The following is a 25,021-nucleotide window of genomic DNA, read 5'->3' as shown; positions in this document are numbered from 1 at the left end:
CGTGGACGAAGCATCGGAGCAATGCCGCCCCGAACTCTCACGGGGAGTAGTTATTCAGCTACTCGCCGGTAGTGGGTCGCTAATTCGAGCACGATTACTCGATTAGGGGGCAAGGATCACCATCCCTTTACCTTCCGTGGTCGGTACGTCCTGGAATCTGGCGGGTCTGCTGCGACACGGATGTGCCACGCTGGTGTCGTGATCGGGTGGCGCGAGGCGATGGAAGGGGCCCTGTACGGCTCCGAGGGCTTCTACCGAACGCAGAGCCCCAGGCGGCATTTTCGGACTTCGGTGCATGTGTCCATGTGCTTCGCGGAGGCCTTCGCGCGGCTGCTCGCCGATGTCGATGTCGCTCTCGGTAGTCCCGCGCGGCTCGACTTCGTCGATATGGGGGCGGGCGACGGGGCGCTGGCCGAAGGGGTGCTCGCCGCCCTGCCGGACGGACTGCGCGCACGGGTGCTGGCGACCGCCGTCGAGGTGGCGCCCCGGCCGTCGCGGACGGTGCCGGGGCTGGTCTGGGCGACGGAGCCGCCCGCGCGGATCACCGGGCTCGTGGTCGCCAACGAGTGGCTCGACAACGTGCCCCTCGACGTCGCGGTGCGCACTCCGGACGGGCCGCGGCTCGTGCTCGTCGACGGCTCGGGCCGCGAGGGGGCCGGGGCGCAACCTGACGCCGCGGACCTCGCGTGGCTCGCCCGGTGGTGGCCGGACTCACGGTGGCCGGAAGGCGAGCGCGCCGAGATCGGGCGCACCCGGGACGTCGCCTGGGCGGAGCTGGTCGACCGGCTGGACGCGGGCCTCGCCGTCGCCGCCGACTACGCGCACGACGCGACGAGCCGGCGGGCCACCCTGACCGGCTACCGCGACGGGCTCGGCACCGCTCCCGTCCCCGACGGCACCTGCGACATCACCGCACATGTCGCCCTCGACTCCGCCGCCGAAGCCGCGCTCGCCCTGGCCGCGGTCCGCGGCACGACGAAGGCGGATGTCTCGCCCCAAAACGAGTCGGCGCGGCGGGCTCCGGCCGACCGCGTGTCGGCCGAGCGCGAACAGGCTCGGGGCATGTCGGCGGAACGTTCGGAAGAGGGCTCAGCGGAAGGTTCGGGGGAGGGTTCGGCCTCGGCTCACGAGCCGGGCGCCACCCCTGTGGACCGCATCCTCGGCGCGGCGGGAGGGGCGGTTCCTCCAGGCGCCAGGCCGACCGGAGGAACCGCCGCGAAGGCCGCACGGCGGGACGTCGCGGAGGCAGGGGGCGTGCCCGCGACGGCCTTCCCGAAGGCTCCCCTGGCGACGGTCCTCACCACACAGCGCGCGGCGCTGCGCGCTCTGGGCGTGACCGGCGACCGGCCTCCGCGGGAGCTCGCGGTGGCCGATCCCCGCGCCTACCTGCGGAGCCTGGCGCGGGCGGGGGAGTGCGCCGAGCTGACCCACCCCGGAGGGCTCGGCGGTTTCGGGTGGCTGATGCAGTCCAGGGGGGTGTGCCTCGACGGGTTCGCGGAGGCCGAACCCAGGGCGACCGCCGCCCGCGGGCTGACCGGGTGAGCACCGGACCGGCGGTCGCCAGGACCCCTGAATCCATCCGGGAGATCTCCTTAGGCGGCTCCCTTCACGGTGTGTGATGGTGGTGTGGCAGAAACCACCTTCGCCCCTGGTGGGCGCGGGTGGCTATGACCCCGGAGCGACCTTTTGGTGACCACGGGTCAGGACGGGTGTCAGGTGAGCCGCTCCGGGGGTTGGGTACTCTTGGCTGTCGCAACCGTCCGGTACCCCTTGCGAGGACTGGAACGTTCATGGAAATGCCTTCTCAGCGACCCGGCAGGCTCAAGGTCGGGGTCGTCGGCGCCGGCCGTGTCGGCGCGGTGCTGGCCGCCGCCCTGCAGCGCGCGGGGCACCTCGTCGTCGCCGCCTCGGCGGTCTCCGCCCGCCCGCGTGCGGAAGCGGTCCTGCCCGGGGTGCCCTTCCTGGCGCCCCAGGAGGTCGTCGAGGCCGCGGACCTTGTGCTGCTGACCGTCCCGGACGACGCGATCGCCGGGCTCGCCGCGGGGATCGTCGCCGCCGAGGTCCCGGTGCAAGGCAAGCTCTTCGCTCACGCCAGCGGACGGCACGGCGCGGGCGTCCTCGACCCTTTGACCCGCGCCGGCGGGCTCCCCTTGGCGCTGCACCCGGTCATGACCTTCACCGGTCGGCCCGACGACCTCGACCGCCTCGCCGGGATCTCCTTCGGCGTCACCGCGCCCGGGCCGCTCCGCCCGATCGCCGAGGCGCTGGTCTTCGAGATGGGCGCCGAGCCCGTCTGGATCGAGGAGGAGAACCGGACCCTGTACCACGCGGGCCTCGCCGCGGGCGCGAACCACCTGGTCACGCTGGTGGTGGAGGCGTCCGGGCTGCTCCGTGGGGCCGGGGTCGAGGAGCCGGGCAGGATGCTCGGTCCGCTCCTCGGCGCGGCGCTCGACAACGCCCTGCGCCTCGGCGGGCAGGGGCTCACCGGCCCCGTCGCGCGCGGGGACGCGGGCACGGTCGCCGATCACGTGGCCGCGCTCGCGAAGGCCGAGCCGGACGCCGTCGCCGCGTACCTGGCGCTCGCCCGGCGCACGGCCGACCTCGCTCTGGACGCCGGCCTGCTCAAGCCGGAGGACGCCGAGCGCCTGCTCGGCGCGCTCTCGGACCCCCGATGAACGGAAGGACCCCGATGATCGTTCACACCGTCGCCGACCTGCGTCGGGCGCGCCGGGCGCTGCCGGGCCGGGTCGCCTTCGTCCCGACGATGGGGGCGCTGCACGAGGGGCACCGGGGCCTGGTCCGGGCCGCCCGGGAGGCGGCCGACCACGTCGTGGTGAGCATCTTCGTCAACCCGCTCCAGTTCGGCGAGCAGGCCGATCTCGACCGCTATCCGCGCACGCTGGAGGCCGACGCGGCGATCTGTGCCGAGGAGGGCGCGGAGATCGTCTTCGCGCCGTCCGTGGACGACGTCTACCCCCGCCCGCTGGAGGTCTCGGTGAAGACGGGGCGGATGGGCGAGATCGTCGAGGGCGCGGCGCGTCCCGGGCATTTCGACGGGATGGCGACGGTCGTCGCGAAGCTCTTCGGAATGGTCGGTCCCGACCTGGCGTTCTTCGGTCAGAAGGACGCGCAGCAGCTCGCCATCGTCCGGCGGCTCGTGGCGGACCTGAACCTCGATCTGGAGATCGTCGCGGTGCCCACGGTGCGGGAGGCGGACGGCTTCGCGCTGTCCAGCCGGAACAGGTTCCTGTCCGAGGCGGAGCGGGTGACGGGGCTGGCGCTCTCGCGGGCGCTGTTCGCGGGCCGCGACGCGGTCTCGGGCGGTCCCGAGGCGGTGCTGGCCGCGGCGGAACCCGTTCTCGCCGAGGCCGCCAAGGCGGACCCTCCGCTGCTGCTGGACTACCTGGTCCTCGCCGACCCGGCGAACTTCACGCCCGTCACCTCCGGACATCGCGGTCCGGCTGTCCTCGCCGTCGCCGGACGCGTCGGCGCCACCCGGCTGATCGACAACCTCCCCCTGGAGTTCTGATGTTCCGCACCATGTTCAAGTCGAAGATCCACCGCGCCACGGTCACCCAGGCGGACCTGCACTATGTCGGTTCCGTCACCATCGACGCCGATCTGATGGACGCCGCCGACCTGCTGCCCGGCGAGCAGGTCCACATCGTGGACATCGACAACGGGGCGCGGCTGGAGACCTATGTCATCGAGGGACCGCGCGGCACCGGCGTGATCGGGATCAACGGGGCGGCGGCGCACCTGGTGCACCCGGGCGACCTCGTCATCATCATCAGCTACGCGGCGATGACCGACGCCGACGCGCGCGCGTTCAAGCCGTCGGTCGTGCACGTGGACGGGGCCAACAAGATCGTCCTGCTCGGGGACGACCCGGCCGAGCCCGTCCCGGGCACCGACACCCTCCGTCCTGACCTCGTGGGCTGAGCCGGACGGCAGGCTGAGCGGCGAAGGACCGGGAACCCGCATGTCCGGTGACGTTCCGCGCCCATTCCGACAACCCCAGATGAATGCCTCGAAAGGGTTTAGTGTCATACTGACGAAAACCCCCGAGGAGGGCCCGATGATCAAGGAGCTCGCGGCAGGAACGCCGGGCTGGAGCGTGGAGACCGACGTCGTCGTGATCGGATCCGGCATCGCCGGACTCGTCGCGGCCATGCGCGCGTCCGAGCACGGCCGCGTCCTCCTCGTCACCAAGGCCCTCCTCGACGCGGGCTCCACCCGGTGGGCGCAGGGCGGCATCGCCGCGGCGCTGGCGCCCGAGGACAGCCCCGAGGACCACCTGGCCGACACGCTCACCGCCGGAGTCGGCCTCTGCGACACCGAGGCCGTCCGGACCCTCGTCACCGAGGGCCCCGGCGCCGTCCGCAGGCTCATCGACGTGGGCGCCCACTTCGACCTCGCTCCCGACGGCACGGTGTCCCTCACCCGCGAGGGAGGGCACCACCGGCGCCGCATCGCGCACGCCGGCGGCGACGCGACGGGCGCGGAGATCAGCCGGGCGCTGCTCGCCGCGCTCAAGCAGGCCGACGGAGTCGAGGTCATCGAGAACGCGCTCGTGCTCGACCTCCTGACGTCCGGCGGCCGGGCCGCGGGCGTCACCCTGCACGTCATGGGCGAGGGCTCGCCGGGCGGCGTCGGCGCGGTCCGCGCGCGGGCCGTCGTCCTGGCGACGGGCGGGCTCGGCCAGGTCTTCGCGGCGACCACCAACCCGGAGGTCTCCACCGGCGACGGGGTCGCGCTCGCGCTGCGCGCCGGAGCGGAGGTCGCCGATCTGGAGTTCGTGCAGTTCCACCCGACCGTCATGTGGCTCGGACCGGACGCCGAAGGCCAGCAGCCGCTCATCTCCGAGGCCGTGCGCGGGGAAGGCGCCCACCTCGTGGACGCCGCAGGGGAGCGCTTCATGGTGGGCCGCCATGAGCTCGCCGAACTGGCGCCCCGTGACGTCGTCGCCAAGGGCATCATGAACCGGATGCGGGAGACGGGCGAGCCGTGCATGTGGCTCGACGGACGCCGCCTCGGCGCCGCGTTCTGGGAGTCGCGCTTCCCCAACATCCTCGCGAGCTGCCGCCGCCACGGCGTGGACCCGGTGACCGAGCCGATCCCCGTGGTCCCCGCCGCCCACTACGCCAGCGGAGGCGTCCGGACCGACCTGCACGGCCGTACCTCCATCCCGGGCCTCTACGCGTGCGGCGAGGTCGCCTGCACGGGCGTGCACGGCGCCAACCGTCTCGCCTCCAACTCCCTGCTCGAAGGACTCGTCTTCGCCGAGCGCATCGGGGAGGCGGTCAAGGAGGACCTCGCAAGGCCGAGCACGCAGCCGGAGCCGTCAGGCGGCTCAGGGGGGCTGCTCGACCCTTCGGTGCGCGCTGAGGTCCAGAAGGTGATGAGTGCCTACTGCGGCGTCCTGCGCAGCGCGGACGGGCTCGCCGAGGCCGAGCGCGCCCTTGCGCGGCTCGCCGGGCGCACGTCGGAGCGGCACTGCGTCGAGGCGTGGGAGGCGACCAACCTTCACCAGGTCGCCACGGCGGTGGTCGCGGCGGCGGCGCGGCGCACCGAGACCCGCGGCAGCCACTGGCGCGAGGACTTCCCCGACCGCGACGACACCGCATGGCTCGGCCGCCTGGTCGGACGGGCGGTGCCGGGCCCGGACTCCGGGACGGGCTACGGCCTGGAGTTCCGCCCCGCGGGAAAGACAGACGAGACGGCATTGAAGGGCGAACGATGACACCCGAGCTTCAGGGGCGCCTGCGCGCCGAGGGACTCGATCCGGACCGCGTCGAGAAGGTGGTGCGCATTGCGCTGGCCGAGGACGGCGACGTCGACGTGACGAGCGAGCCGATCTTCGATCCGGCGCAGGTGTCGACCGCCGACTTCACCGCGCGCGACGAGGGGGTCGTGGCGGGCCTGCTGGTCGCCGAAGTGGTCTTCGAGGTCCTGCTGGGCGCGAAGGCCTCCCTGGAGCCGAAGGTGAAGGACGGAGAGCGCGTCGGCAAGGGCGACGTCCTGCTCACCGTCACCGCCCCCACGGTCGGGCTGCTGCGCGCCGAGCGGATAGCGCTCAACTTCCTCACGCACCTGTCCGGAGTGGCCACCCAGACGGCCCGCTGGGTGGCGGCTCTGGAGGGCACCAAGGCGCGGGTGCGTGACAGCCGCAAGACACTGCCGGGCCTCCGCGGCCTGCAGAAATGGGCGGTGCGCTGCGGCGGCGGCGTGAACCACCGCATGTCCCTCCAGGACGCGGCCCTCATCAAGGACAACCACGTCGCGGCCGCCGGAGGCGTCACCGCGGCCTTCCAGGCCGTCCGGGCGCGTTACCCCGAGCTGCACATCCAGGTCGAAGTCGACACCCTGGAGCAGCTTCGGGAGGCATTGACGGCCGGAGCCACCGACATTCTGCTGGACAATATGACGGACTCCACGATGGCCGAGGCGGTTCGCCTGACGGCCGGTCGAGCGACCCTCGAAGCGTCCGGCGGTCTCTCCCTCGACAGGGCCCGAGACGCCGCCGTGACCGGTGTGGACTACCTTGCGGTCGGTGGGCTGACGCATTCCGCGTCCGTCCTCGACATCGGCCTTGACTTCCGTTCAGTAGCGGGGACCTGATGCTTCTCACCATCGACGTCGGCAACACCCACACCGTCCTCGGCCTGTTCGAGGCCGAGGAGGTGATCGAGCACTGGCGCATCAACACCGATCCGCGGCGCACCGCCGACGAGATCGCCGTGGTGCTCCAGGGGCTGGTGAACCAGAGCCCGCTCCTCGTCGGCACCGACATCAGCGGGATCGCGCTCTGCTCGACCGTGCCGTCGGTGCTGCACGAGATGCGCGAGATGTGCCGCCGGTACTACGGCGACGTGCCCGCGGTGATCGTCGAGCCGGGGGTGAAGACGGGCGTCCCGGTGCGGATGGACAACCCCAAGGAGGTCGGATCCGACCGGATCGTCAACTCCCTGGCGGCGATCCACCTGTACGGCGGCCCGGCCATCGTCGTGGACTTCGGCACCGCGACGACCTTCGACTGCATCTCGGCCAAGGGCGAGTACGTCGGCGGGGCGATCGCGCCGGGCATCGAGATCTCCATCGACGCGCTCTCGGTCCGCGGCGCGCAGCTGCACAAGATCGAACTGGTGCGGCCCCGGCACGTGATCGCGAAGAACACGGTCGAGGCGCTCCAGTCGGGCATCATCTTCGGCTTCGCCGGCCAGGTCGACGGCCTCGTCGACCGCATGGCCGAGGAACTCTGCGACAACCCCGACGACGTCAAGGTCGTCGCCACGGGCGGCCTCGCCCCCCTCGTCCTCGAAGAGGCCCGCAGCATCGACGCCTTCGAGCCCTGGCTCACCCTCCACGGCCTCCGCCTCATCTACGAACGCAACATCGGCGGCTCGTGAACCGGTGTGATCCCACCGAGCACCCCCACCCGCGACGCCCGTAGCCGGCGCCCCCCGCGCCACCACGTCCTGGGTTCCTCCCAGGAAGCGCCGCCAGGCGCGCCCCACGAACAACCCCAAGTAGCGCTGCCAAGCGGGACCAAGCGCGGGTTACCTTCCAGGGAGCGCCGAAGGCGCGGCCGCTCACGTGATCGGGCGCCCAGGGATCTCAAGCGCCCGATCACACGCCGACCTTCGGCCCCCCAGGGCCGAAGGTCGGCCAACAAACACAGTTCGCGTTGGATTTTCGGGCTCGATAGCCTGACACCGTGAGTGAGCAGACCTTCGACGCGTCCCTGGGCGACGGCTATGCCGACGCGCCCGAGCAGATGCGCGTCCGCCTGGAGAAGGTGGCGCGGCTGCGGGAGAGCGGCATCGACCCCTATCCGGTGAACTTCCCGCGCACGCACACCATCGCCGAGGTGCGCGCCAAATACCCCGAACTGGAGCCGGGCACCGAGACGGGTGAGAAAGCCGCGATCACCGGGCGGGTCATGCTCTCGCGCATCGGCGGCAAGCTCTGCTTCGCCACCCTGCGCGACGGCACCGGCGACCTCCAGGTGATGATCTCCCTCGCCGGCGTCGGCGAGGAGGCCCTGGCCGCCTGGAAGGGCGACATCGACCTCGGCGACCACGTCGGCGTCGAGGGGGAGATCATCTCCTCCAAGCGCGGCGAGCTGTCGATCATGGCCGAGCGCTTCGTGCTGACGTCCAAGTGCCTGCGCCCGCTGCCGGAGAAGCATGCCGGCCTCACCGACCCCGAGGCCCGCGTCCGCTACCGCTACGTCGACCTCATCGTGAACGACGAGGCGCGCAAGATGGCGCGGCTGCGCAGCGACACGGTGCGCGCGGTCCGCGACTTCTGGCACGAGGAGGGGTACCTCGAGGTCGAGACCCCGATGCTCCAGCCGATCCACGGCGGCGCGGCGGCCCGGCCCTTCAAGACCCACATCAACGCCTACGACATGGAGATGTACCTGCGCATCGCCATCGAGCTGTACCTGAAGCGGCTCGTCGTCGGTGGTGTGGAGAAGGTCTTCGAGATCAACCGCAACTTCCGCAACGAGGGCGCGGACTCCACGCACAACCCCGAGTTCACCATGCTCGAGGCCTACGGCACCTACCTCGACTACAACGACATGGCCGACCTCACCCAGCGCATGTACCAGAAGGCCGTGGTGGCCGCGCTGGGCCACTCGGTGGTCGTGCACGACGGCGAGGAGTACGACCTCAGCCTTCCGGTGTGGCCGCGGATCACGCTCTTCGGCGCGGTGTCCGAGGCCCTCGGCGAGGAGATCACTCCGCACACGGCGATCGAGCAGGTCCGCAAGCTCGCCGACGCGCGTGAGATCCACTGGGACCCCAAGTGGGGCCAGGGCAAGCTGGTCCAGGAGATCTTCGAGGAGCTGGTGGAGCACACCCTGCTCCAGCCGACCTTCGTCATGGACTACCCGCTGGAGACCTCTCCGCTCACCCGGGAGCACCGGGCCGAGCCCCTGCTGACCGAGAAGTGGGACCTCATCGGGTTCGGCACCGAGCTGGGCACCGCCTACTCGGAGCTGGTCGACCCGATCGAGCAGCGGCGGCGGCTCACCGAGCAGTCGCTGCTGGCGGCCGGCGGCGACCCGGAGGCGATGCAGCTCGACGAGGACTTCCTGCGGGCCCTGGAGTACGCGATGCCCCCGACGGGCGGCATGGGGGCCGGCATCGACCGGATGATCATGGCCTTCACCGGCAAGAACATCCGCGAGACGATCTTGTTCCCGCTGGTCAAGCCGGGTTCCTGACGTCTCCCCTCGGCCGGTTCATGAGGCCGAGTCCCGGATCACCAGGTCCGGCGCGAGCGTGATGTTGCGGCCTTCGGCCCCGGCGAGCGCCAGTTCCGTCGCGATCCTTCCGAGGTCGCGGCGGGGCTGGCGCACCGTCGTCAGGGGCACCACCGCCGTGGCGGCGAGCGCGATGTCGTCGTAGCCGATCACGGCTACCTCCTGGGGGATCTTCACCCCGCCCCGCACGAGTTCGTTGACGACGCCGATGGCCATGAGGTCGTTCGCGCACAGGACGCCGTCGGGGAGCGTTCCAAACTCCATGAGGCGCTGCGCGGCGTGTCGGCCCGCTTCCGTCGTCGGGGCGGGCTCGGCGAGGGTCAGCGGCGCGGCGTGTCCTGCCCTGGCCAGGGCGCGCAGGGCCCCGGCGCGGCGCTGGCGCAGCGGGGGCGTCTCGGGCTCGGCGGTGATGAAGGCGAGGTCGTGCCGGCCGATCGCGGTGAGGTGCTCGGCCGCGAGGCGCCCTCCCTCGACATGGTCGACGCCGACCGTGCAGGCGCCCGCGCCGGGGATCTTCCGGTCGATGAGCACGACGGAGACGCCGTGGGCGCGCAGCCGCCCTATCCGGCGCGCGTCGAGCCCCACGGGGGTCACGATGAGCCCTGAGACGCCCTGCTCCTCAAGGAAGTCGACGCACCGCCGCTCCTTCTCCGGGGAGCCGTCGCTGGTGCACCACAGGACGTCGAAGCCGCTCTCGTTCAGTGCGGCCTCAGCGCCGCGTGCGACGTCGGTGAAGTAGGGGTTGGCGATGTCCTCGACGAGCACTCCGAGTGTTCGTCCCGAGCCCTTGCGGAGCGCGCGGGCCGCCTCGTTGCGGACGAATCCGAGCTCCTCGATCGCGGCGAGCACCCGGACTCTGGTCGCTTCGGCCACCTGTTCTGGCCGGTTTAGGACATTCGAAACGGTCCCAACTGAGACTCCCGCACGTCGCGCCACCTCACGAATACTTGCTCGCATCAGCCCACTCCCCTCCGGTACGGGACGTGTTCTCGCAGGTTAACGCCATATCGTTCGCGCGAGGCCGCCAGAGACGGCACGGGACGTGGCGGGATGATCACTTTTAGCGCTCTTTGGGACCTTGACGGTCCAGATCCGGCCGCCTAGCGTTCCGGACCGTAGGGACCTTGAAACGATTCACGGAGCGGGAAGGGGAAGGCTGCAACCGATGTCCCCTCTCTCAAGCCGACGTTACTCACAGTTCCCCGCGAACGGCCCGCAAACGACGCATCGGCCGAGTCCGGCCACCGCAGACAACCGAGACCGAGAACCATTGCCCGTGCAGCCGTCCGGCTGCGCCCCCGCGGTCGCACCATCGACGAGGGAGGAATGGAGTGGAACAGGCCATGCTCGCACGCAGGGCGTTCGACGAACCTCGGCTGAGCGAGGACGAACTGAAGTTGCTCGCCCAGATCGCCAGTGGAGTCACCGCCGACGTCGCGGCGCGCAAGCTTGAGCTGAGCGCCCGGACCCTGCGCCGCAGGCTCCGGACGATCTGCGACCGACTCGACGTCAACACCCCCATCGAGGCCGTCGTCTGGGCGGCACGCAGGCAGCTCATCTGATCCGCCGGCCCGCCCGTGGGAACCCCTCCGTTCCCGCGGGCGGTGCCTTGCCGGGAGTCCTTCCGCCCGGCGCCGGAGCGCCGGCTCAGGCGATGCGAACCGCGCCCGCGTAGGGCCGTCCCGCGATGGGCGCGATCTTCACGACGTCGCCCGTCTGCGGGGCGTGGACCATCTGGCCGTCGCCGAGGTACAGGCCGACGTGGTGAAGATCGCTGTAGAAGAAGACGAGGTCTCCCGGCTGGAGGTCGCCCTCGGAGATGTGGGTGCCGGCGCTCCACTGGCTGCCCGTGTAGTGCGGGAGGCTGATGCCGACCTGGCGGTAGGCCCACATGACCAGGCCCGAGCAGTCGTAGGAGCTCGGCCCGGCGGCGCCCCAGACGTACGGCTTGCCTAGCTGGCCCAGCGCGTACCGCAGGGCCTCGGCGGCCTTGCCCGCGCCCGGCACCGGCGGGATGTCGACGACCTTGCCCGGGTCCTCGCGGACGATCTTGTCGCGGATCTTGGTGTACTGGTCCTTGAGGTCGTCCTGCCGGTCGGTGAGCTGTTTCTTCAGATCCCGGACCTGCTTCGCCCGGTCGTCGGCGGACTTCTGCGCGCGGTTCGCCGACTGCATCGCCGACAGCAGCGTCATGACGCGCGTGCCGTCCTGGTTGGCGAAGTAGCTGAGGGTGGCGCTCTGGTCGAGGAACGCCTGCGGGTCGTTCGACGTCGCCAGCAGGAACGCCTGGTCGGACGTGCCGCCCGTCATGTAGCTGGTGGCCGCCAGGCTGGTGACGCGTTCGGCGGCGCCCTTCATGGCCTTCTGCTGCCGCTCGGCGTTCTCCCGGGCGACCTTCGCGGCGCGCTCGGCCTGCTTCAGCTTGACCTTGAGACCGTTGATCTCCTCGCTGACGGTCTCGAGCTCCTCGTGGATGGCCTCGATCTTCTGCATAGGGTCGGGCTCGGCGTGCGCGGTGCCGGGGACGACGAGGACGGAGGAGACGAGCAGGCCGCAGGTGACGGCGACCAGACGGCTTCGGGCGTGCTTCACGGTCTTCCTCTCCTGCCCCTGGGGCTCGGTCGAGGAGACTAACGAAAACCAGGGTCGGTGCCAACCGGAACCTCGTACGGGTCGGCGAAAACCCGGCGCTGCGGATAGTCTCGGGCTCACTATGGAGTTGACGATCCGGCGGGCGCGTACGCCCGATGTCCGTGCTATCCGGAGTCTGGTCGACACCTATGGCGGGCAGGGACGCCGCCTCCTTCAGAAGAGCACGGTCAAGCTCTATGAGGACATGCAGGAGTTCTGGGTGGCGGATGCCCCCGGAAACGGCGGAGTCATCGGCTGCGGTGCCCTGCATGTGATGTGGGAGGACCTCGCCGAGGTGCGGACCGTCGCAATCAACCCCGAATGCAGGGGGCTCGGCATCGGGCACCAGATCGTCGAGCGGCTGCTGGAGACCGCCCGGGATCTCGGCGTCCGGCGGGTTTTCTGCCTGACCTTCGAAGTGGACTTCTTCGCGCGCCACGGCTTCACCGAGATCCAGGGCACGCCGGTGCAGCACGACGTCTATGAAGAGCTGCTGCGCTCCTATGACGACGGCGTCGCGGAGTTCCTCGATCTGGATCGGGTGAAGCCGAACACCCTGGGCAACACCCGGATGCTGCTTCGCTTGGAGGAATGACGTCATCATGAGTGGACCCCCCAACCCGTATGGTCCTGGAGGAGGATTTGGGTCTCCCCCTCCCCATGGCCGGCCCGCACAGGGATCCGGAAATCAAGGACGGCCGGGATTTCAGGATCCGGCGCAGTCCCGCGGCGGCCCTTCGCCGCAGCCGCAGTATGAGCAGCCGCGGCCGGCGGGCCCGCATCCGGCCGAGAGCCTTCCTCTCGCGTCATTCCGCCCGCGCGCCCTGGCCCGGCTGATCGACGCCGGACTCGTGTGGGCCGGCGGTTTCGCGGTGCTGTTCCCGATCGTCCTCGCCTCGATCGGAGTGAACAAGGAAGAGGACGGGGTCTGGTCGACCCCGGTCCTGTGGACGACTTTCATCGTCGTCGCGGTCATCCCGTTCCTGTACGAGGCGGTCCAGTTGGCCGTCTGGGGCCGTACCCTGGGCAAACGGCAGATCGGACTGCGCGTCGTACTCGCCGACCCGGCGGGCGGAACGCTGCCCATCACCACGGCCGTGTACCGGGCCGCGATCAACAATCTCGGCTACATGCTGGGCATTTTTCTGTTCCTGCTCCTCGGCGTGCGGGTGTGGTCGTTCTTCATCTTCTTGATGTTCGTCGCGGCCGCCGGCGTCTTCATGGCCTACGCCTGGTCCGTCTGGGACAGGCCGCTCTTCCAGTCGATCCATGACCGATACGCCGGGACTGTCGTGGTAGATGACCGGGCGGAGTGGCCATAGGGTCAGGCCATAACGACCCCTCAAAGGGGAGATGCTCATCACAGCGAGGGCCGTCCGGGTGCATGAACCGGGCGGCCTTCGTTGCGTCCTGGGGGGATCAAGCAATTCTCACCCTTATCTACGGGTATATCTCGTGTGGGCGCGTGCGGGGGCCTCGGGGATGGGTTAAAGGTGGCATCTGCGTTGGATTCGGGTGGGAATCCATGATCGACTTGTCGCTCGACATGGCCTCGACATGAATCTTCCGTTGGAATCCGGGCCGATTACGGTCCGTCACATCGTGGGAGCGAAAACTCTGAGGGGCGCTGAATTGTCATCGGCAGTCGTCGGGTATATCTTTGTCAACCGAATGAACTATCGCCGGGCTCGCCCGATCGGTGCGCGACCTATCGGTGTCCGACTCGTGTGCCCCGGCTCTACCGATTGCTGAAAGGCCAGCCCCATGGCACGCGAAACTATTGTTCGTCTGGTCGACGATCTCGACGGCGGCGCGGCGGACGAGACCGTGTCGTTCTCGCTCGATGGCGCGGCCTATGAGATCGACCTGAGCGCCGAGAACGCCAAGAAGCTGCGGGACTCGCTCAACGCGTTCGTCGAGCACTCCCGCCGCGCCGGCTCCGCCAAGCGAGGTGGCCGCGGCACGGGCCCGGCCAAGCGCGGCGCCTCCAACCGTGAGCGCAGCGCCGACATCCGGGCCTGGGCCAAGGGCCAGGGCATCAAGGTCAACGAGCGTGGCCGCATTCCCGCCTCGGTGGTGGAGCAGTACGACGCCGCCCACTGACGCACGTCGCACCAGATACGAGCGAACGGCCCGATCCGCCCTGCGCGGAGCCGGGCCGTTCGCTTGTGGCGTATCGGAAAGTGCCGACGGGAGCGGGAAACTGCGCGTCTCCAGGGGTACTCGTGGGAGGAGAGCCCCAATAGGTCGTTCGCCTGTGGCGTATCGGGAACACGGCACGCTCAGTCGGTAGTTGGATGAGGATGAACAGCCCCAGCACTGGGAAGGCCTTCACCTGAAGACCTCCTGCGGGGCGGTGTGAGGGAGCGACGAGATGTTCGAAAGGTTCACCGACCGTGCACGGCGGGTGGTCGTCCTGGCCCAAGAAGAGGCCAGGATGCTCAACCACAACTACATCGGCACCGAGCACATCCTCCTTGGCTTGATCCATGAGGGTGAAGGTGTCGCCGCCAAGGCCCTTGAGAGCCTGGGGATCAGTCTCGAAGCCGTGCGCCAGCAGGTCGAGGAGATCATCGGCCAGGGTCAGCAGGCGCCGTCGGGGCACATCCCCTTCACCCCGCGCGCCAAGAAGGTGCTGGAGCTGTCGCTGCGTGAGGCGCTGCAGCTCGGCCACAACTACATCGGCACCGAGCACATCCTGCTCGGCCTGATCCGCGAGGGCGAGGGCGTCGCCGCCCAGGTCCTGGTGAAGCTGGGCGCCGATCTGAACCGGGTCCGCCAGCAGGTCATCCAGCTGCTGCACGGCTACCAGGGGAAGGAGGCGACGGCGACCGGCACCGCGACGGAGTCCGCTCCCTCCACCTCGCTCGTGCTGGACCAGTTCGGCCGCAACCTGACCCAGGCCGCCCGCGAAGGCAAGCTCGACCCGGTCATCGGCCGGGACAAGGAGATCGAGCGGGTCATGCAGGTGCTGTCCCGCCGCACCAAGAACAACCCCGTGCTGATCGGCGAGCCGGGCGTCGGCAAGACCGCCGTCGTCGAGGGCCTGTCCCAGAAGATCGTCAAGGGCGAGGTGCCCGAGACGCTGAAGGACAAGCAGCTCTACACGCTCGACCTGGGCGCGCTGGTCGCCGGTTCGCGTTACCGCGGTGACTTCGAGGAGCGCCTGAAGAAGGTGCTGAAGGAGATCCGCACCCGCGGCGACATCATCCTGTTCATCGACGAGCTGCACACGCTCGTGGGCGCGGGTGCCGCCGAGGGCGCGATCGACGCCGCCAGCATCCTCAAGCCGATGCTGGCCCGCGGCGAGCTGCAGACCATCGGCGCCACGACGCTGGACGAGTACCGCAAGTACCTGGAGAAGGACGCGGCCCTGGAGCGGCGCTTCCAGCCCATCCAGGTGGCCGAGCCGTCCCTGTCGCACACCATCGAGATCCTCAAGGGCCTGCGCGACCGGTACGAGGCGCACCACCGCGTCTCGATCACCGACGGCGCCCTGGTGGCGGCGGCGCAGCTCGCCGACCGCTACATCTCCGACCGGTTCCTGCCGGACAAGGCGATCGACCTCATCGACGAGGCCGGCTCGCGGATGCGCATCCGCCGCATGACCGCGCCGCCGGACCTGCGCGAGTACGACGAGAAGATCGCAGACGTGCGCCGCGAGAAGGAGAGCGCGATCGACGCGCAGGACTTCGAGAAGGCCGCCGCCCTGCGCGACAAGGAGAAGCAGCTCCTGGCCGCCAAGGCGCAGCGCGAGAAGGAGTGGAAGGCCGGCGACATGGACGTCGTCGCCGAGGTCACCGAGGAGCTCATCGCCGAGGTCCTGGCGACCGCCACCGGCATCCCGGTCTTCAAGCTGACCGAGGAGGAGTCCGCGCGGCTGCTGCGCATGGAGGACGAGCTGCACCGGCGCGTCATCGGCCAGGAGGACGCCATCAGGGCGCTGTCCCAGTCGATCCGGCGTACCCGTGCGGGCCTGAAGGACCCCAAGCGTCCCGGTGGCTCGTTCATCTTCGCCGGTCCGTCCGGTGTCGGTAAGACCGAGCTGTCCAAGACCGTCGCGGAGTTCCTGTTCGGCGACGAGGACGCGCTCATCTCGCTCGACATGTCCGAGTACATGGAGAAGCACACCGTCTCGCGGCTGTTCGGCTCCCCGCCCGGCTACGTCGGGTACGAGGAGGGCGGCCAGCTGACCGAGAAGGTGCGGCGCAAGCCGTTCTCGGTGGTCCTGTTCGACGAGATCGAGAAGGCCCACCCGGACATCTTCAACTCGCTGCTGCAGATCCTGGAGGACGGTCGCCTGACCGACGCCCAGGGCCGGGTCGTCGACTTCAAGAACACCGTCATCATCATGACGACCAACCTCGGCACCCGGGACATCTCCAAGGGCCTGTCGATCGGCTTCGGCCGCGCGGACGACGCCAAGGGCGACTACGAGCGGATGAAGGCGAAGGTCGGCGAAGAGCTCAAGACGCACTTCCGTCCCGAGTTCCTCAACCGCGTCGACGACATCGTGGTCTTCCACCAGCTCACGCCGAAGGAGATCATCCAGATCGTCGACCTCATGGTCGCCCGCCTGGACGAGCGCCTGCGCGACCGCGACATGGGCATCGAGCTCAAGCAGTCCGCGAAGGACCTGCTGGCCGAGCGTGGCTACGACCCCGTGCTGGGCGCCCGGCCGCTGCGCCGGACCATCCAGCGGGAGATCGAGGACGCCCTGTCCGAGAAGATCCTCTACGGCGACCTCAAGGCCGGCCAGATCGTCGTGGTCGACACCGAGGGCACGGGCGAGAACGCCAAGTTCACGTTCAAGGGCATGCCGAAGCCGTCGTCCGTTCCGGACGTCGCGGCGATCGAGGAGGCCTCTCCGCTGAACCTCAACAAGGACTGAGACACGTCCTGAGCCATGGGCCCGCCACCCTTCGGGGGACGCGGGCCCTTCGGCTGTGTCTGTCTGCCCGCCCTCCGGCCCTGGGGGCCTACGGGCGGGCTGGTGATCGGGCTCTCGCGAGCCTGGGGCTGCCCCTCCGGCCCTGGGGGCCTACGGGGCAGCCCCAGGGAGCCCGATCACGTGACGCTCCGCGCCTGGGCGGCGCTCCCTGGACATCGGGGTGTCTGAGGCTGCGCTTGGCGGCGTTCCCTGGGAATCGGCGGTGTTTGGGCCGTGCCTGGCGGCGCTTCCCGGAACCGGCGGTGTCTCAGGGGTGGTCGTTCGGTGCCGGGCGGGGCGGCGGGCCCTGGGACACGAGCTGTTCCGGCGCGGGTGTTCCGGAGAAGCCGGGCAGGGCGTAGCGGCCGTCGTCGAGGGGGTCGACGAGGCCGTCGGCGATGAGGCCGTCGAGGGCGCGCTCGCGTTGCACGGCGTCCGACCAGACGATGTCGAGGGCAGGCTTCTCGACCGGGTGGGAGGCCTCCCGCAGGACGGCCAGGAGCCTTCCGCGGCACTGCCGGTCGGTTCCGGCGTAGGTCTGGCCGCGGCGGGGTGGGCCGTCCCAGGCCGGTTTGCCTGCTTTGTACCAGGCGCACTGGGAGATCACCGGGCAGTCGGCGCAGCGCGGGGAGCGGGCGGTGCAGATCAGCGCGCCGAGTTCCATGACGGCCACCGCCCAGGTGGCGGCGGTCTCGGCGTCCGCCGGCAGGAGCGATTCGGCGAGGCGGAGCTCGCCCGTCGTCTGGGACTTCGGCGGGTGCTCCTGGCCGGACCTCAACCGGGCGAGGACCCGGCGGACGTTGGTGTCCAGGACGGCGTGCCGCTGGCGGAAGGCGAAGCTGGCGACGGCCGCCGCCGTGTAGGCGCCGACGCCGGGAAGGGCGAGGAGTTCGGCGTGGTCGGAAGGCACCTGGCCGCCATGCCGTTCGGTGATCGCGACGGCGCAGGAGTGCAGCCGCAGGGCGCGGCGCGGGTAGCCGAGCCGCCCCCAGGCGCGGACGGCCTCACCGGACGGCTCGGCGGCCAGGCTCGCGGGGGTCGGCCAGCGCTCCATCCAGGCGGCCCAGACGGGCAGGACCCGGTTGACGGGCGTCTGCTGGAGCATCAGCTCGCTCACCAGGATCGACCAGGGTGAGGCGGAGGGTGCGCGCCACGGCAGATCACGGGCGTGGACGGCATACCAGGCGAGAATCGGTTCGGTCGGCATCGCCCGCCAGCTTAGGGGGTGCGCGTGTCGCACGGCGCGCCGAAGATCCAAAAAGCATACTGTCGGCATGGATTCGGGCACACCGGGTTACGAGGATGAGGGATACGCCGACGCGTACTGGAAGCGCAGGGCGATCGCGCTGGGCGCGGTGCTGCTCGTCGTCGGGGGGCTGGCCTGGAGCTGCATGGGCGAGGACGCCCCTGTGCGCAAGGCCGCGGGGGTCGGGTCGGCGGGTCCGTCGCCGAGCGGTTCCACGCCGAGCCCCACGGCGGGCGGGAGTCCGAGCGCGGCCGACCCGTTCGCCCTGCCGACGGTCACCCACACCGCGACGGTCACCGCCACCGTGGCGGCGCCGCGCAGGCCAGGGGACGTCTGCGCCAAGGACAGCGTGGTGGCGAACATCACGCCGACGAAGCCGCAGTTCCGGCCCGGGGAGCGGCCGTCCTTCCGAGTGACCGTGGTCAACACCGGAGCGATGGACTGCACCTTCGACGTGGGGGCCGAGCGGTTCGTCGCGCGGATCACCACGGGGCCGTACAAGATCTGGTCGTCGGCGCACTGCCCCGCCTGGGCCGGCTCGTCGATCCAGCTGCTGCGCCGCGGCATCCCGTATGAGACGGCGTTCGAGTGGAACCGCCGACGCAGCTCCAGCGGATGCGCGGCGGCACAGGACAAGGTCTCGTTCGGCGAGTACACCGTGCGCGCGGCCGGGCGCGGGGTGAAGGCGCCCAAGCAGACGTTCACGCTGCTGGCGCCGCCCTGAGGGCGATCGGACGGTCCTGCGGGGTTGTCCACAGGGCCGCCGGAAAGTGTCGGCGGATCGGCCTAAGGTCTGTGGCATGGCCAAGGCAGTGAAGACCGCGTACAGGTGCGGCGAGTGCGGGTGGCAGACCGCGAAGTGGGTCGGCCGGTGCGGTGAGTGCCAGGCGTGGGGCACCGTCGGGGAGGCCGGCGGGGCGGCGCCGCCACGGGTGGTGGCGGCGGGGCCCGTCAGTGCGCCCGCGCGGCCGATCGGCGAGGTCGACGTGCGCAGCTCGGCCGCCAGGGCGACCGGCATGGAGGAACTCGACCGGGTGCTCGGCGGCGGCCTGGTGCCGGGCGCGGTGGTGCTGATGGCGGGCGAGCCGGGCATCGGCAAGTCCACGCTGCTGCTGGAGGTCGCGGCTCTGGCGGCGGGCCAGGGGGCGGTGCTCTATGTGACGGGCGAGGAGTCGGCCGAGCAGGTGCGGTTGCGGGCCGATCGGGTCGGGGCGATCACCGAGCGGCTGTACCTCGCGGCGGAGACGGATCTGGGGGCGCTGCTCGGCCACGTGGAGATGGTGCGGCCGAACCTGCTCATCGTCGACTCCATCCAGACGATCGGGTCGGCCGAGGCGGACGGGGCGCCGGGCGGGGTCACCCAGATCCGGGAGGTCACGGCCAACCTGATCCGGGTCGCCAAGGAACGCGCGATCACCACGGTGCTCGTCGGCCACGTCACCAAGGAGGGGGCGATCGCGGGGCCGCGGCTGCTGGAGCACCTGGTGGACGTCGTCCTGTACTTCGAGGGAGACCGGCACAGCAGGCTCCGGATGATCCGGGCCGTGAAGAACCGCTACGGCCCGACGGACGAGCTGGGCTGCTTCGATCTGTCCGAGGTCGGCATCGTGGGCCTGGCCGACCCGAGCGGGCTCTTCCTCACCCGCCGGGAGGAGCCGGTGCCGGGCACCTGCGTGACCGTGACGCTGGAGGGCAGGCGGCCCCTGGTGGCCGAGGTGCAGGCGCTGGTCGGCCCGAGCTTCCTGCCATCGCCGCGCCGCGCCACGTCCGGGTTGGACTCCACCCGGGTGGCGATGGTCCTCGCGGTGCTCCAGCAGCGGGCGCGGATGAAGATGCACGAGAAGGACGTCTACGTCTCGACCGTGGGCGGGGTCAGGCTCAGCGAGACCTCGGTGGACCTCGCGGTGGCGCTGGCCGTCGCCGGATCGAGCTCGGAGCAGCCGCTGTCGCCGACGCTGATCGCCGTCGGGGAGGTGGGGCTCGCCGGGGAGGTGCGGGCGGTGCCGGGGGCGCAGCGGCGGCTGAGTGAGGCCGCGCGGCTGGGCTTCCGCAGCGCGATCGTGCCGAGGGGGGCCCTGGAGCTGGGCAAACGCGGGCCCCTGCGGGAGTTGGGCGCGGTCGAGTTCGAGGGTATGAAGGTGATCGAGGTGGACACCCTCGCCGAGGCCACCCGGGTTGCGTTCACCGCGCCATGATCACGATGTGGATTCGATGCCCACCATTTTCGGAAGAAAGGGAACCAGCCGGGGGGCTACCACGTCCGATCGAACGGAGAAGGGGTTCTCGGTAAACTGTCTTCGCCCGAATCTCTTCCCAGGGGCGCAGAACGGTGGAGATCTTCCGGTCCCGCCGCGTCCCCTCTGACGACAGGCGACCTGCGGGGGTCCAGTGCCAGCAACAGAGAAGACCGTCGACGACCGACGCCGTACGACCCTGGGCGCGGTGGCTCCGGGGACACAGTTGCGCGATGGGCTGGAGCGCATCCTGCGCGGCCACACCGGCGGCCTGATCGTGCTCGGATACGACAGGCTGGTGCAGGAGCTGTGCACCGGCGGGTTCGAGCTGGACGTGGAGTTCTCCGCGACCCGGCTGCGCGAGCTCGCCAAGATGGACGGCGCGATCGTGGTGGACTCCTCGTGCACCAGGATCGTCCGGGCCGCGGTGCACCTCGTGCCCGATCCGGCGATCCCCACCGAGGAGTCAGGCACCCGGCACCGCACCGCCGAGCGGGTCGCCAAACAGACCGGCCACCCGGTCATCACGGTCAGCCAGTCGATGCGGATCATCGCGCTGTACCTCGACGGACGCTATGTCCTCGAGGACTCCGCGGCGATCCTGTCCAAGGCCAACCAGGCGCTCGCCACCCTTGAGCGCTACAAGCTGCGGCTCGACGAGGTCTCCGGCACCCTGTCGGCGTTGGAGATCGAGGATCTCGTCACCGTCCGGGACGTGACCGCGGTCGTGCAACGGCTGGAGATGGTGCGCCGGATCGCCGACGAGATCGAGGGCTACGTCGTCGAGCTCGGCACCGATGGGCGGCTGCTGTCGCTGCAGCTCGACGAGCTCGTCTCCGGGGTCGAGGAGGAGCGGGAGCTGATCATCCGGGACTACCGGCCCAGCCAGCGGCCGGTCGCCGAGGTCCTCGACGCGCTCGACGCGCTCATCGCCGCCGACCTCATCGACCTCGGCGACGTCGCCCGCACGATGGACTTCACCGGCTCCGACGCCCTCGACCTGCCCGTCAGCCCCAAGGGCTACCGGCTCCTCGCCAAGGTGCCGCGCCTGCCCAACACGGTCGTGGAGCGCCTCGTCGAGCATTTCGGCGCCCTCCAGAAGCTTCTCGCCGCCACCACCGACGATCTCCAGGCCGTCGGCGGAGTGGGCGAGTCCCGGGCCCGCTCCGTCCGCGAGGGCCTCTCCCGCCTCGCCGAATCCAGCATCCTGGAACGCTACGTCTAGCCGCCCCCCCGCGCCCCACGGGGTGATTCGCGCCCGGCGCACACACGTGCGGGCGAGGAGCGCGCGGCGCCTTCGGGCGCCCGCCGGCGCCGTGAAGCCTCGTCGTCCCCGGCCGCGCGGAGCCCGCCGAAGAGTTCACCGAGCCCTACGATGCCCCGTGCCGCCCAGTCGGCACGGGCACCCGGTCGATCGATCGGGGAACGCCGCTCGGTGTTCCGGACGTACGGGGCCGTGGGGAGCGGTCGATCAGGTGGGGCCGGTCGGGGTCGCGCGGCTAGTCGATCGGTTAAGGAGCGCCGCTTGGTGTTCCGGCGTGGGTCGGGGTCGGCGGAGAGGTCGGGCGGGTGGGGGTGGCGGTCGGGGTCAGGGGCGGGGGCCGGTGCCGTGGAGGAACTGGTCGACGGCGGTTTCGACGAGGTCGTCGAGGCGGTCGGGTCCGACGAAGTCGCCGTTGATGAGCGAGGCGATGCCTTGGAGGGTCGCGAAGAGGACGACGCCGATCCGCTCCGGGTCGCCTGACTGGAGCGCGCCCTGGCGCTGGCCCTGGACGACCGGTTCGTTCAGGAGGCCGAACGGGGCCTCGGCCGCCTTGACGATCCGGGTCGCGCCCGGCCGGTGCTTGCCGGTGTACATGAGTTCGACCAGCGCGGCGTTCTCGGTCGCGAAGCGGACATAGGCCGTCATGACGGCCTGCACGCGTGCGGGGAAACTCCCCTTCGCGGCCGCCAGCGCGGTGCGCAACGCCGTGTCCAGCCGGCCGAAGCCCGTCTCGCCTAGCCCGTGGACCTGCTGATCAACAACGCGGGCGTGATGGTCCCGCCCTTCTCCCGCACCGCCGACGGCTTCGAGCTCCAGTTCGGGACCGACCACCTGGGGCACTTCGCGCTTACCAACCTGCTCCTGCCGCGGATCCGGGAACGGGTCGTCACGGTCTCCTCCAACGGCCACAGGTGGGGCTCGATCGACTTTTCGGACCTCAACTGGGAGCGCAGGACGTACCGGGCGATCACCGCTTACGGGCAGTCCAAGCTCGCGAACCTGCTGTTCACTTCGGAGCTCCAGAGGCGTCTCGCCGAAGCCGGCGCACCGGTGATCGCGACCGCCGCGCACCCGGGCATGGCGGACACGAACCTGCTGCGGTCCGACCGCCCGCGGCCCGCTCGTGACCGCATCGCCAAGGCGGTGACCCGGAGGCTCGGGCAGAGCGACGAGGACGGCGCCCTGCCGACGCTCTACGCGGCCGCGGCCGACCTTCCAGGCGACGCCTACGCGGGCCCGAGCGGCTTCCTGGAGGGCCGCGGCGCTCCGAAGCCGGTCGGCCGCTCGGCGAAGGCGCGCGACGCGGAGACCGCACGCCGCCTCTGGGAGGCGTCCGAGGCCCTCACGGGGTGGCCTTCCCCCGCGAAGCCCTTCGGCCCGCCCACCCCGGCCCGCCGCGACGGTCGGGCCACCGTCAGCGCTCGGCCGCCAGCCCGCTGGTTCGCATAACCCGGGCGCGGCCGTCTCGCGGCTCGGGCGCGGCTGGCTCGTGGTTGCGCGGATCCGAGGCATCCGTCGTTCGCGGGGTGGGTCAGATGCGGGTGAGGAGGTCGTGGAGGTGGTCGGAGAGGGAGGTGGGGCGCTCCAGCATGGCCATGTGGCCTGCGGTGGGGATGACCTCGAGGCGGGCCTTGGGGCACTTCGTGGCGATGGTAAGGCTGTGCTCGACGGGGGTGAGACGGTCGTTCTCGGCGGCGACGATGAGGGTCTCGATGTCGGCCAGGGGGGCGCAGGGGGAGATCTCCGGGGTGGTGATCATCGAGTGGAGGAAGCCGGTGAGGGCGTCGAGGCGGGTCGCGGCCATCATCTCCTCGGCGAAGCGCACCGCCGTGGGGCTCGCGTCGGGGCCGAACGCCAGGAAGTCCTCGATGAGCAGGGACGCCGTACGGCCGCGCTTGCGCAGCGGCTCGAAGGGCAGGACACGCGGGGTGGCCGCGCGCAGGCCGGTGGGCAGGACGCGCCGGCCGACCCGGGCCAGGGCCGCCGGAAGCCCCAGGGTCGCCTCGCCGAGCCCGCCGCTGGACGTGCAGACCAGGGCCGCGCCCTTGACGCGCGAGCCGATCAGCTCGGGGTAGGTGTCCGCGAAGCGCATGATCGTCATGCCGCCCATGGAGTGGCCGACGAGGACGACGGGGGTGTGCGCGGGGACGGTCGCGTCGATCACCGCGCGCAGGTCGTGGGCGAGCTGGGGCAGCCCGTAGGTGCCGTGCGCGGCCGATTCGGACCTGCCGTGGCCGCGGTGGTCCCAGACGACGATCCGGCCCGCGTCGCGCAGGGCCTCGCGCTGGAAGTGCCAGGAGCCGCCGGTGAGGGTCCAGCCGTGGCAGAAGACGATCGCGACGTCCTCGCGGTCGGGGTTGTCGACCTCGGCGTGCAGGACGGTCCCGTCGTCCGCGGTGACCCGGACGGGTGTGCCGCGCCGGCCGCCGAGCGGCTCTCCGGCGTACGGGTCGGGGCGCAGCGCAAGGCGGCGGGCGGCGTGCCGCTGGACCGCGGTGCCCGCGGCGGACGCTCCGGCGGCGACGGCGCCGAGGGCGGTGGCCCACATCAGGGTGCGACGGCTCATGGATCGACCTCCTCTTTCCGCATTGTTATACATCTTGTCCAGCAATGGGAAGCGCTCAGTATCCCCGGTGCCAGAGGTTGACCGCGTAGTCCACCTCCAGGCCCGGCGTCTCCGCCAGGAAGCGGGAGGCCAATTCGGCCGGGAACTCGATGCCCAGGACGGCGGCCAGATCCGCGCGCGAGCCGAACGACCAGCGGATGAGCAGCGGCTCGCGGGAGAACCCCTGGCGGACCCAGAACCGCTCGACGGCCTCGGGATCGTAGGAGGGGAGCCACTGCCGGAACCAGCCGCCGAAGGTCGAGCGGGTGGCGTCGTTGTCGATCACGAAGGCGGTGCCGCCGCGGCGCAGCACCCGGTTCACCTCGCGCAGGCCGGGTTCGCAGCCGGGCCCGAAGAAGTACGCCCACCGTGCGTGCACGACGTCCACCGACGCGTCCGGCAGCGGGATCGCCTGGGCCGAGCCGGGCCGGACCGCGACGTTGCCGAGCCCCGCCGTGCGCCGCCGGGCCCCCGAGACGAGGCCGGAATGCGGTTCGACGCCGACGACCCGGCCCGCCCGCTCGGCGAAGAACGGCAGGTGGAAGCCCGTGCCGCAGCCGAGGTCGAGGACCGTAGCCCCGGCCCAGGGCCGGATCCGCCACATCGCCTCGGCCAGCAGCCCATCGGGGTCGACGGCCCGGTTCTCGATCTCGTAGGTCTGGGGCGTGTTCCAGATGTTGGGGCTCGGGACGGCGCCCGCGGCGATCTCCATCACGCCACCGAGGGTAACCGCGCCTGCGGACACCCTGGCAGGGGCGTCGCGGGCGGCTCCTGTGCTTCGCGCCACGGCTGCGCGCTTCCGCCCGAGAAAGCGCATAGGCTTTCAGTGCCAGGAAC

The 25,021-nt window shown here is 70.9% G+C and carries 22 protein-coding genes and 1 pseudogene; 17 read left to right on the top strand and 6 right to left on the bottom strand.

Going from position 1 to position 25,021, the window contains the following annotated elements; genetic code table 11:
• The first annotated feature begins 303 nt into the window (after positions 1–303).
• From ACYVOM_RS08930 to lysX, 8 genes are all read left to right on the top strand, one after another.
• Complete coding sequence (locus tag ACYVOM_RS08930; RefSeq protein ID WP_460302774.1) at positions 304–1,542, top strand: SAM-dependent methyltransferase; 1,239 nt, start codon at positions 304–306, stop codon at positions 1,540–1,542.
• 248 nt (positions 1,543–1,790) lie between these two features.
• Positions 1,791–2,675, top strand: coding sequence for a Rossmann-like and DUF2520 domain-containing protein (locus ACYVOM_RS08925; RefSeq protein ID WP_460302773.1), 885 nt, complete (start codon positions 1,791–1,793; stop codon positions 2,673–2,675).
• A 14-nt stretch (positions 2,676–2,689) separates the two neighbouring features.
• Positions 2,690–3,529 carry a pantoate--beta-alanine ligase gene (gene panC, locus ACYVOM_RS08920; RefSeq protein WP_460302772.1) on the top strand — a complete coding sequence of 280 codons (840 nt, stop codon included), beginning with the start codon at positions 2,690–2,692 and terminating at the stop codon, positions 3,527–3,529.
• The gene (panD, locus tag ACYVOM_RS08915; protein WP_460302771.1) at positions 3,529–3,942 is read left to right on the top strand and encodes an aspartate 1-decarboxylase; all 414 of its coding nucleotides are present in this window, start codon (positions 3,529–3,531) and stop codon (positions 3,940–3,942) included. The genes panC and panD overlap by 1 nt, the downstream gene beginning before the upstream one ends.
• Before the next feature lie 136 nt (positions 3,943–4,078).
• A complete protein-coding gene (locus tag ACYVOM_RS08910; protein ID WP_460302770.1) occupies positions 4,079–5,743 on the top strand; it encodes an L-aspartate oxidase in 1,665 nt (554 codons plus the stop codon).
• Complete coding sequence (gene nadC / locus ACYVOM_RS08905; protein WP_460302769.1) at positions 5,740–6,621, top strand: carboxylating nicotinate-nucleotide diphosphorylase; 882 nt, start codon at positions 5,740–5,742, stop codon at positions 6,619–6,621. The genes ACYVOM_RS08910 and nadC overlap by 4 nt, the downstream gene beginning before the upstream one ends.
• On the top strand, positions 6,621–7,409 hold the full coding sequence (locus tag ACYVOM_RS08900; protein WP_460302768.1) for a type III pantothenate kinase: 789 nt from the start codon (positions 6,621–6,623) through the stop codon (positions 7,407–7,409). Before nadC ends, ACYVOM_RS08900 begins: the two co-directional genes overlap by 1 nt.
• A 308-nt stretch (positions 7,410–7,717) precedes the next feature.
• Positions 7,718–9,235, top strand: a complete 1,518-nt coding sequence (lysX, locus tag ACYVOM_RS08895; RefSeq protein WP_460302767.1) for a bifunctional lysylphosphatidylglycerol synthetase/lysine--tRNA ligase LysX — start codon at positions 7,718–7,720, stop codon at positions 9,233–9,235.
• 18 nt (positions 9,236–9,253) lie between these two features.
• Here the strand turns inward: lysX and ACYVOM_RS08890 are convergent, their stop codons facing one another.
• Positions 9,254–10,231, bottom strand: coding sequence for a LacI family DNA-binding transcriptional regulator (locus ACYVOM_RS08890; protein WP_460302766.1), 978 nt, complete (start codon positions 10,229–10,231; stop codon positions 9,254–9,256).
• A gap of 386 nt (positions 10,232–10,617) precedes the next feature.
• Here ACYVOM_RS08890 and ACYVOM_RS08885 point away from each other — a divergent pair, with 386 nt between their 5' ends.
• Complete coding sequence (locus ACYVOM_RS08885) at positions 10,618–10,836, top strand: LuxR C-terminal-related transcriptional regulator (RefSeq protein ID WP_123670976.1); 219 nt, start codon at positions 10,618–10,620, stop codon at positions 10,834–10,836.
• 85 nt (positions 10,837–10,921) lie between these two features.
• On the opposite strand, the gene ACYVOM_RS08880 is transcribed toward ACYVOM_RS08885, so the two are convergent.
• Positions 10,922–11,866: an NlpC/P60 family protein gene (locus ACYVOM_RS08880; protein WP_460302765.1), complete on the bottom strand. Its 945-nt coding sequence runs from the start codon at positions 11,864–11,866 to the stop codon at positions 10,922–10,924.
• Positions 11,867–11,987: 121 nt separating this feature from the next.
• Between ACYVOM_RS08880 and ACYVOM_RS08875 the strand changes: the two genes are divergently transcribed.
• From ACYVOM_RS08875 to ACYVOM_RS08860, 4 genes are all read left to right on the top strand, one after another.
• The gene (locus tag ACYVOM_RS08875; RefSeq protein WP_460302764.1) at positions 11,988–12,500 is read left to right on the top strand and encodes an amino-acid N-acetyltransferase; all 513 of its coding nucleotides are present in this window, start codon (positions 11,988–11,990) and stop codon (positions 12,498–12,500) included.
• A 7-nt stretch (positions 12,501–12,507) separates the two neighbouring features.
• Positions 12,508–13,227, top strand: coding sequence for an RDD family protein (locus ACYVOM_RS08870; protein ID WP_460302763.1), 720 nt, complete (start codon positions 12,508–12,510; stop codon positions 13,225–13,227).
• 442 nt (positions 13,228–13,669) lie between these two features.
• On the top strand, positions 13,670–14,008 hold the full coding sequence (locus tag ACYVOM_RS08865; protein ID WP_460302762.1) for a histone-like nucleoid-structuring protein Lsr2: 339 nt from the start codon (positions 13,670–13,672) through the stop codon (positions 14,006–14,008).
• A 271-nt stretch (positions 14,009–14,279) separates the two neighbouring features.
• Positions 14,280–16,796, top strand: a complete 2,517-nt coding sequence (locus ACYVOM_RS08860) for an ATP-dependent Clp protease ATP-binding subunit (RefSeq protein WP_460302761.1) — start codon at positions 14,280–14,282, stop codon at positions 16,794–16,796.
• Positions 16,797–17,181: 385 nt separating this feature from the next.
• Here the strand turns inward: ACYVOM_RS08860 and ACYVOM_RS08855 are convergent.
• Positions 17,182–18,042: pseudogene (locus ACYVOM_RS08855) on the bottom strand (HhH-GPD family protein); the annotation flags it as partial.
• 67 nt (positions 18,043–18,109) lie between these two features.
• Between ACYVOM_RS08855 and ACYVOM_RS08850 the strand changes: the two are divergent.
• From ACYVOM_RS08850 to disA, 3 genes are all read left to right on the top strand, one after another.
• Positions 18,110–18,805: a hypothetical protein gene (locus ACYVOM_RS08850; protein ID WP_460302760.1), complete on the top strand. Its 696-nt coding sequence runs from the start codon at positions 18,110–18,112 to the stop codon at positions 18,803–18,805.
• A gap of 76 nt (positions 18,806–18,881) precedes the next feature.
• Complete coding sequence (gene radA / locus ACYVOM_RS08845; RefSeq protein WP_460302759.1) at positions 18,882–20,276, top strand: DNA repair protein RadA; 1,395 nt, start codon at positions 18,882–18,884, stop codon at positions 20,274–20,276.
• Between the two features lie 193 nt (positions 20,277–20,469).
• Positions 20,470–21,540 (top strand): DNA integrity scanning diadenylate cyclase DisA, encoded by a 1,071-nt coding sequence (gene disA, locus ACYVOM_RS08840; protein WP_460302758.1) that lies wholly within the window; start codon positions 20,470–20,472, stop codon positions 21,538–21,540.
• Positions 21,541–21,903: 363 nt separating this feature from the next.
• Here disA and ACYVOM_RS08835 read toward each other — a convergent pair whose 3' ends face one another.
• A complete protein-coding gene (locus tag ACYVOM_RS08835) occupies positions 21,904–22,281 on the bottom strand; it encodes a TetR-like C-terminal domain-containing protein (RefSeq protein WP_460302757.1) in 378 nt (125 codons plus the stop codon).
• 39 nt (positions 22,282–22,320) lie between these two features.
• Between ACYVOM_RS08835 and ACYVOM_RS08830 the strand changes: the two genes are divergently transcribed.
• Complete coding sequence (locus ACYVOM_RS08830) at positions 22,321–23,028, top strand: SDR family NAD(P)-dependent oxidoreductase (RefSeq protein ID WP_460302756.1); 708 nt, start codon at positions 22,321–22,323, stop codon at positions 23,026–23,028.
• An 82-nt stretch (positions 23,029–23,110) separates the two neighbouring features.
• Here the strand turns inward: ACYVOM_RS08830 and ACYVOM_RS08825 are convergent, their stop codons facing one another.
• A complete protein-coding gene (locus ACYVOM_RS08825) occupies positions 23,111–24,145 on the bottom strand; it encodes an alpha/beta fold hydrolase (RefSeq protein WP_460302755.1) in 1,035 nt (344 codons plus the stop codon).
• A 55-nt stretch (positions 24,146–24,200) separates the two neighbouring features.
• Entirely contained in the window at positions 24,201–24,896 is a 696-nt protein-coding gene (locus ACYVOM_RS08820; RefSeq protein WP_460302998.1) for a class I SAM-dependent methyltransferase, read from the bottom strand.
• Between the last annotated feature and the right edge of the window lie 125 nt (positions 24,897–25,021).

The sequence above is a fragment of the Actinocorallia aurea genome (genome assembly GCF_054783995.1).
The sequence above is the reverse complement of the archived record's forward strand: the minus strand, read 5'-3'. Positions and strand labels throughout refer to the sequence as shown.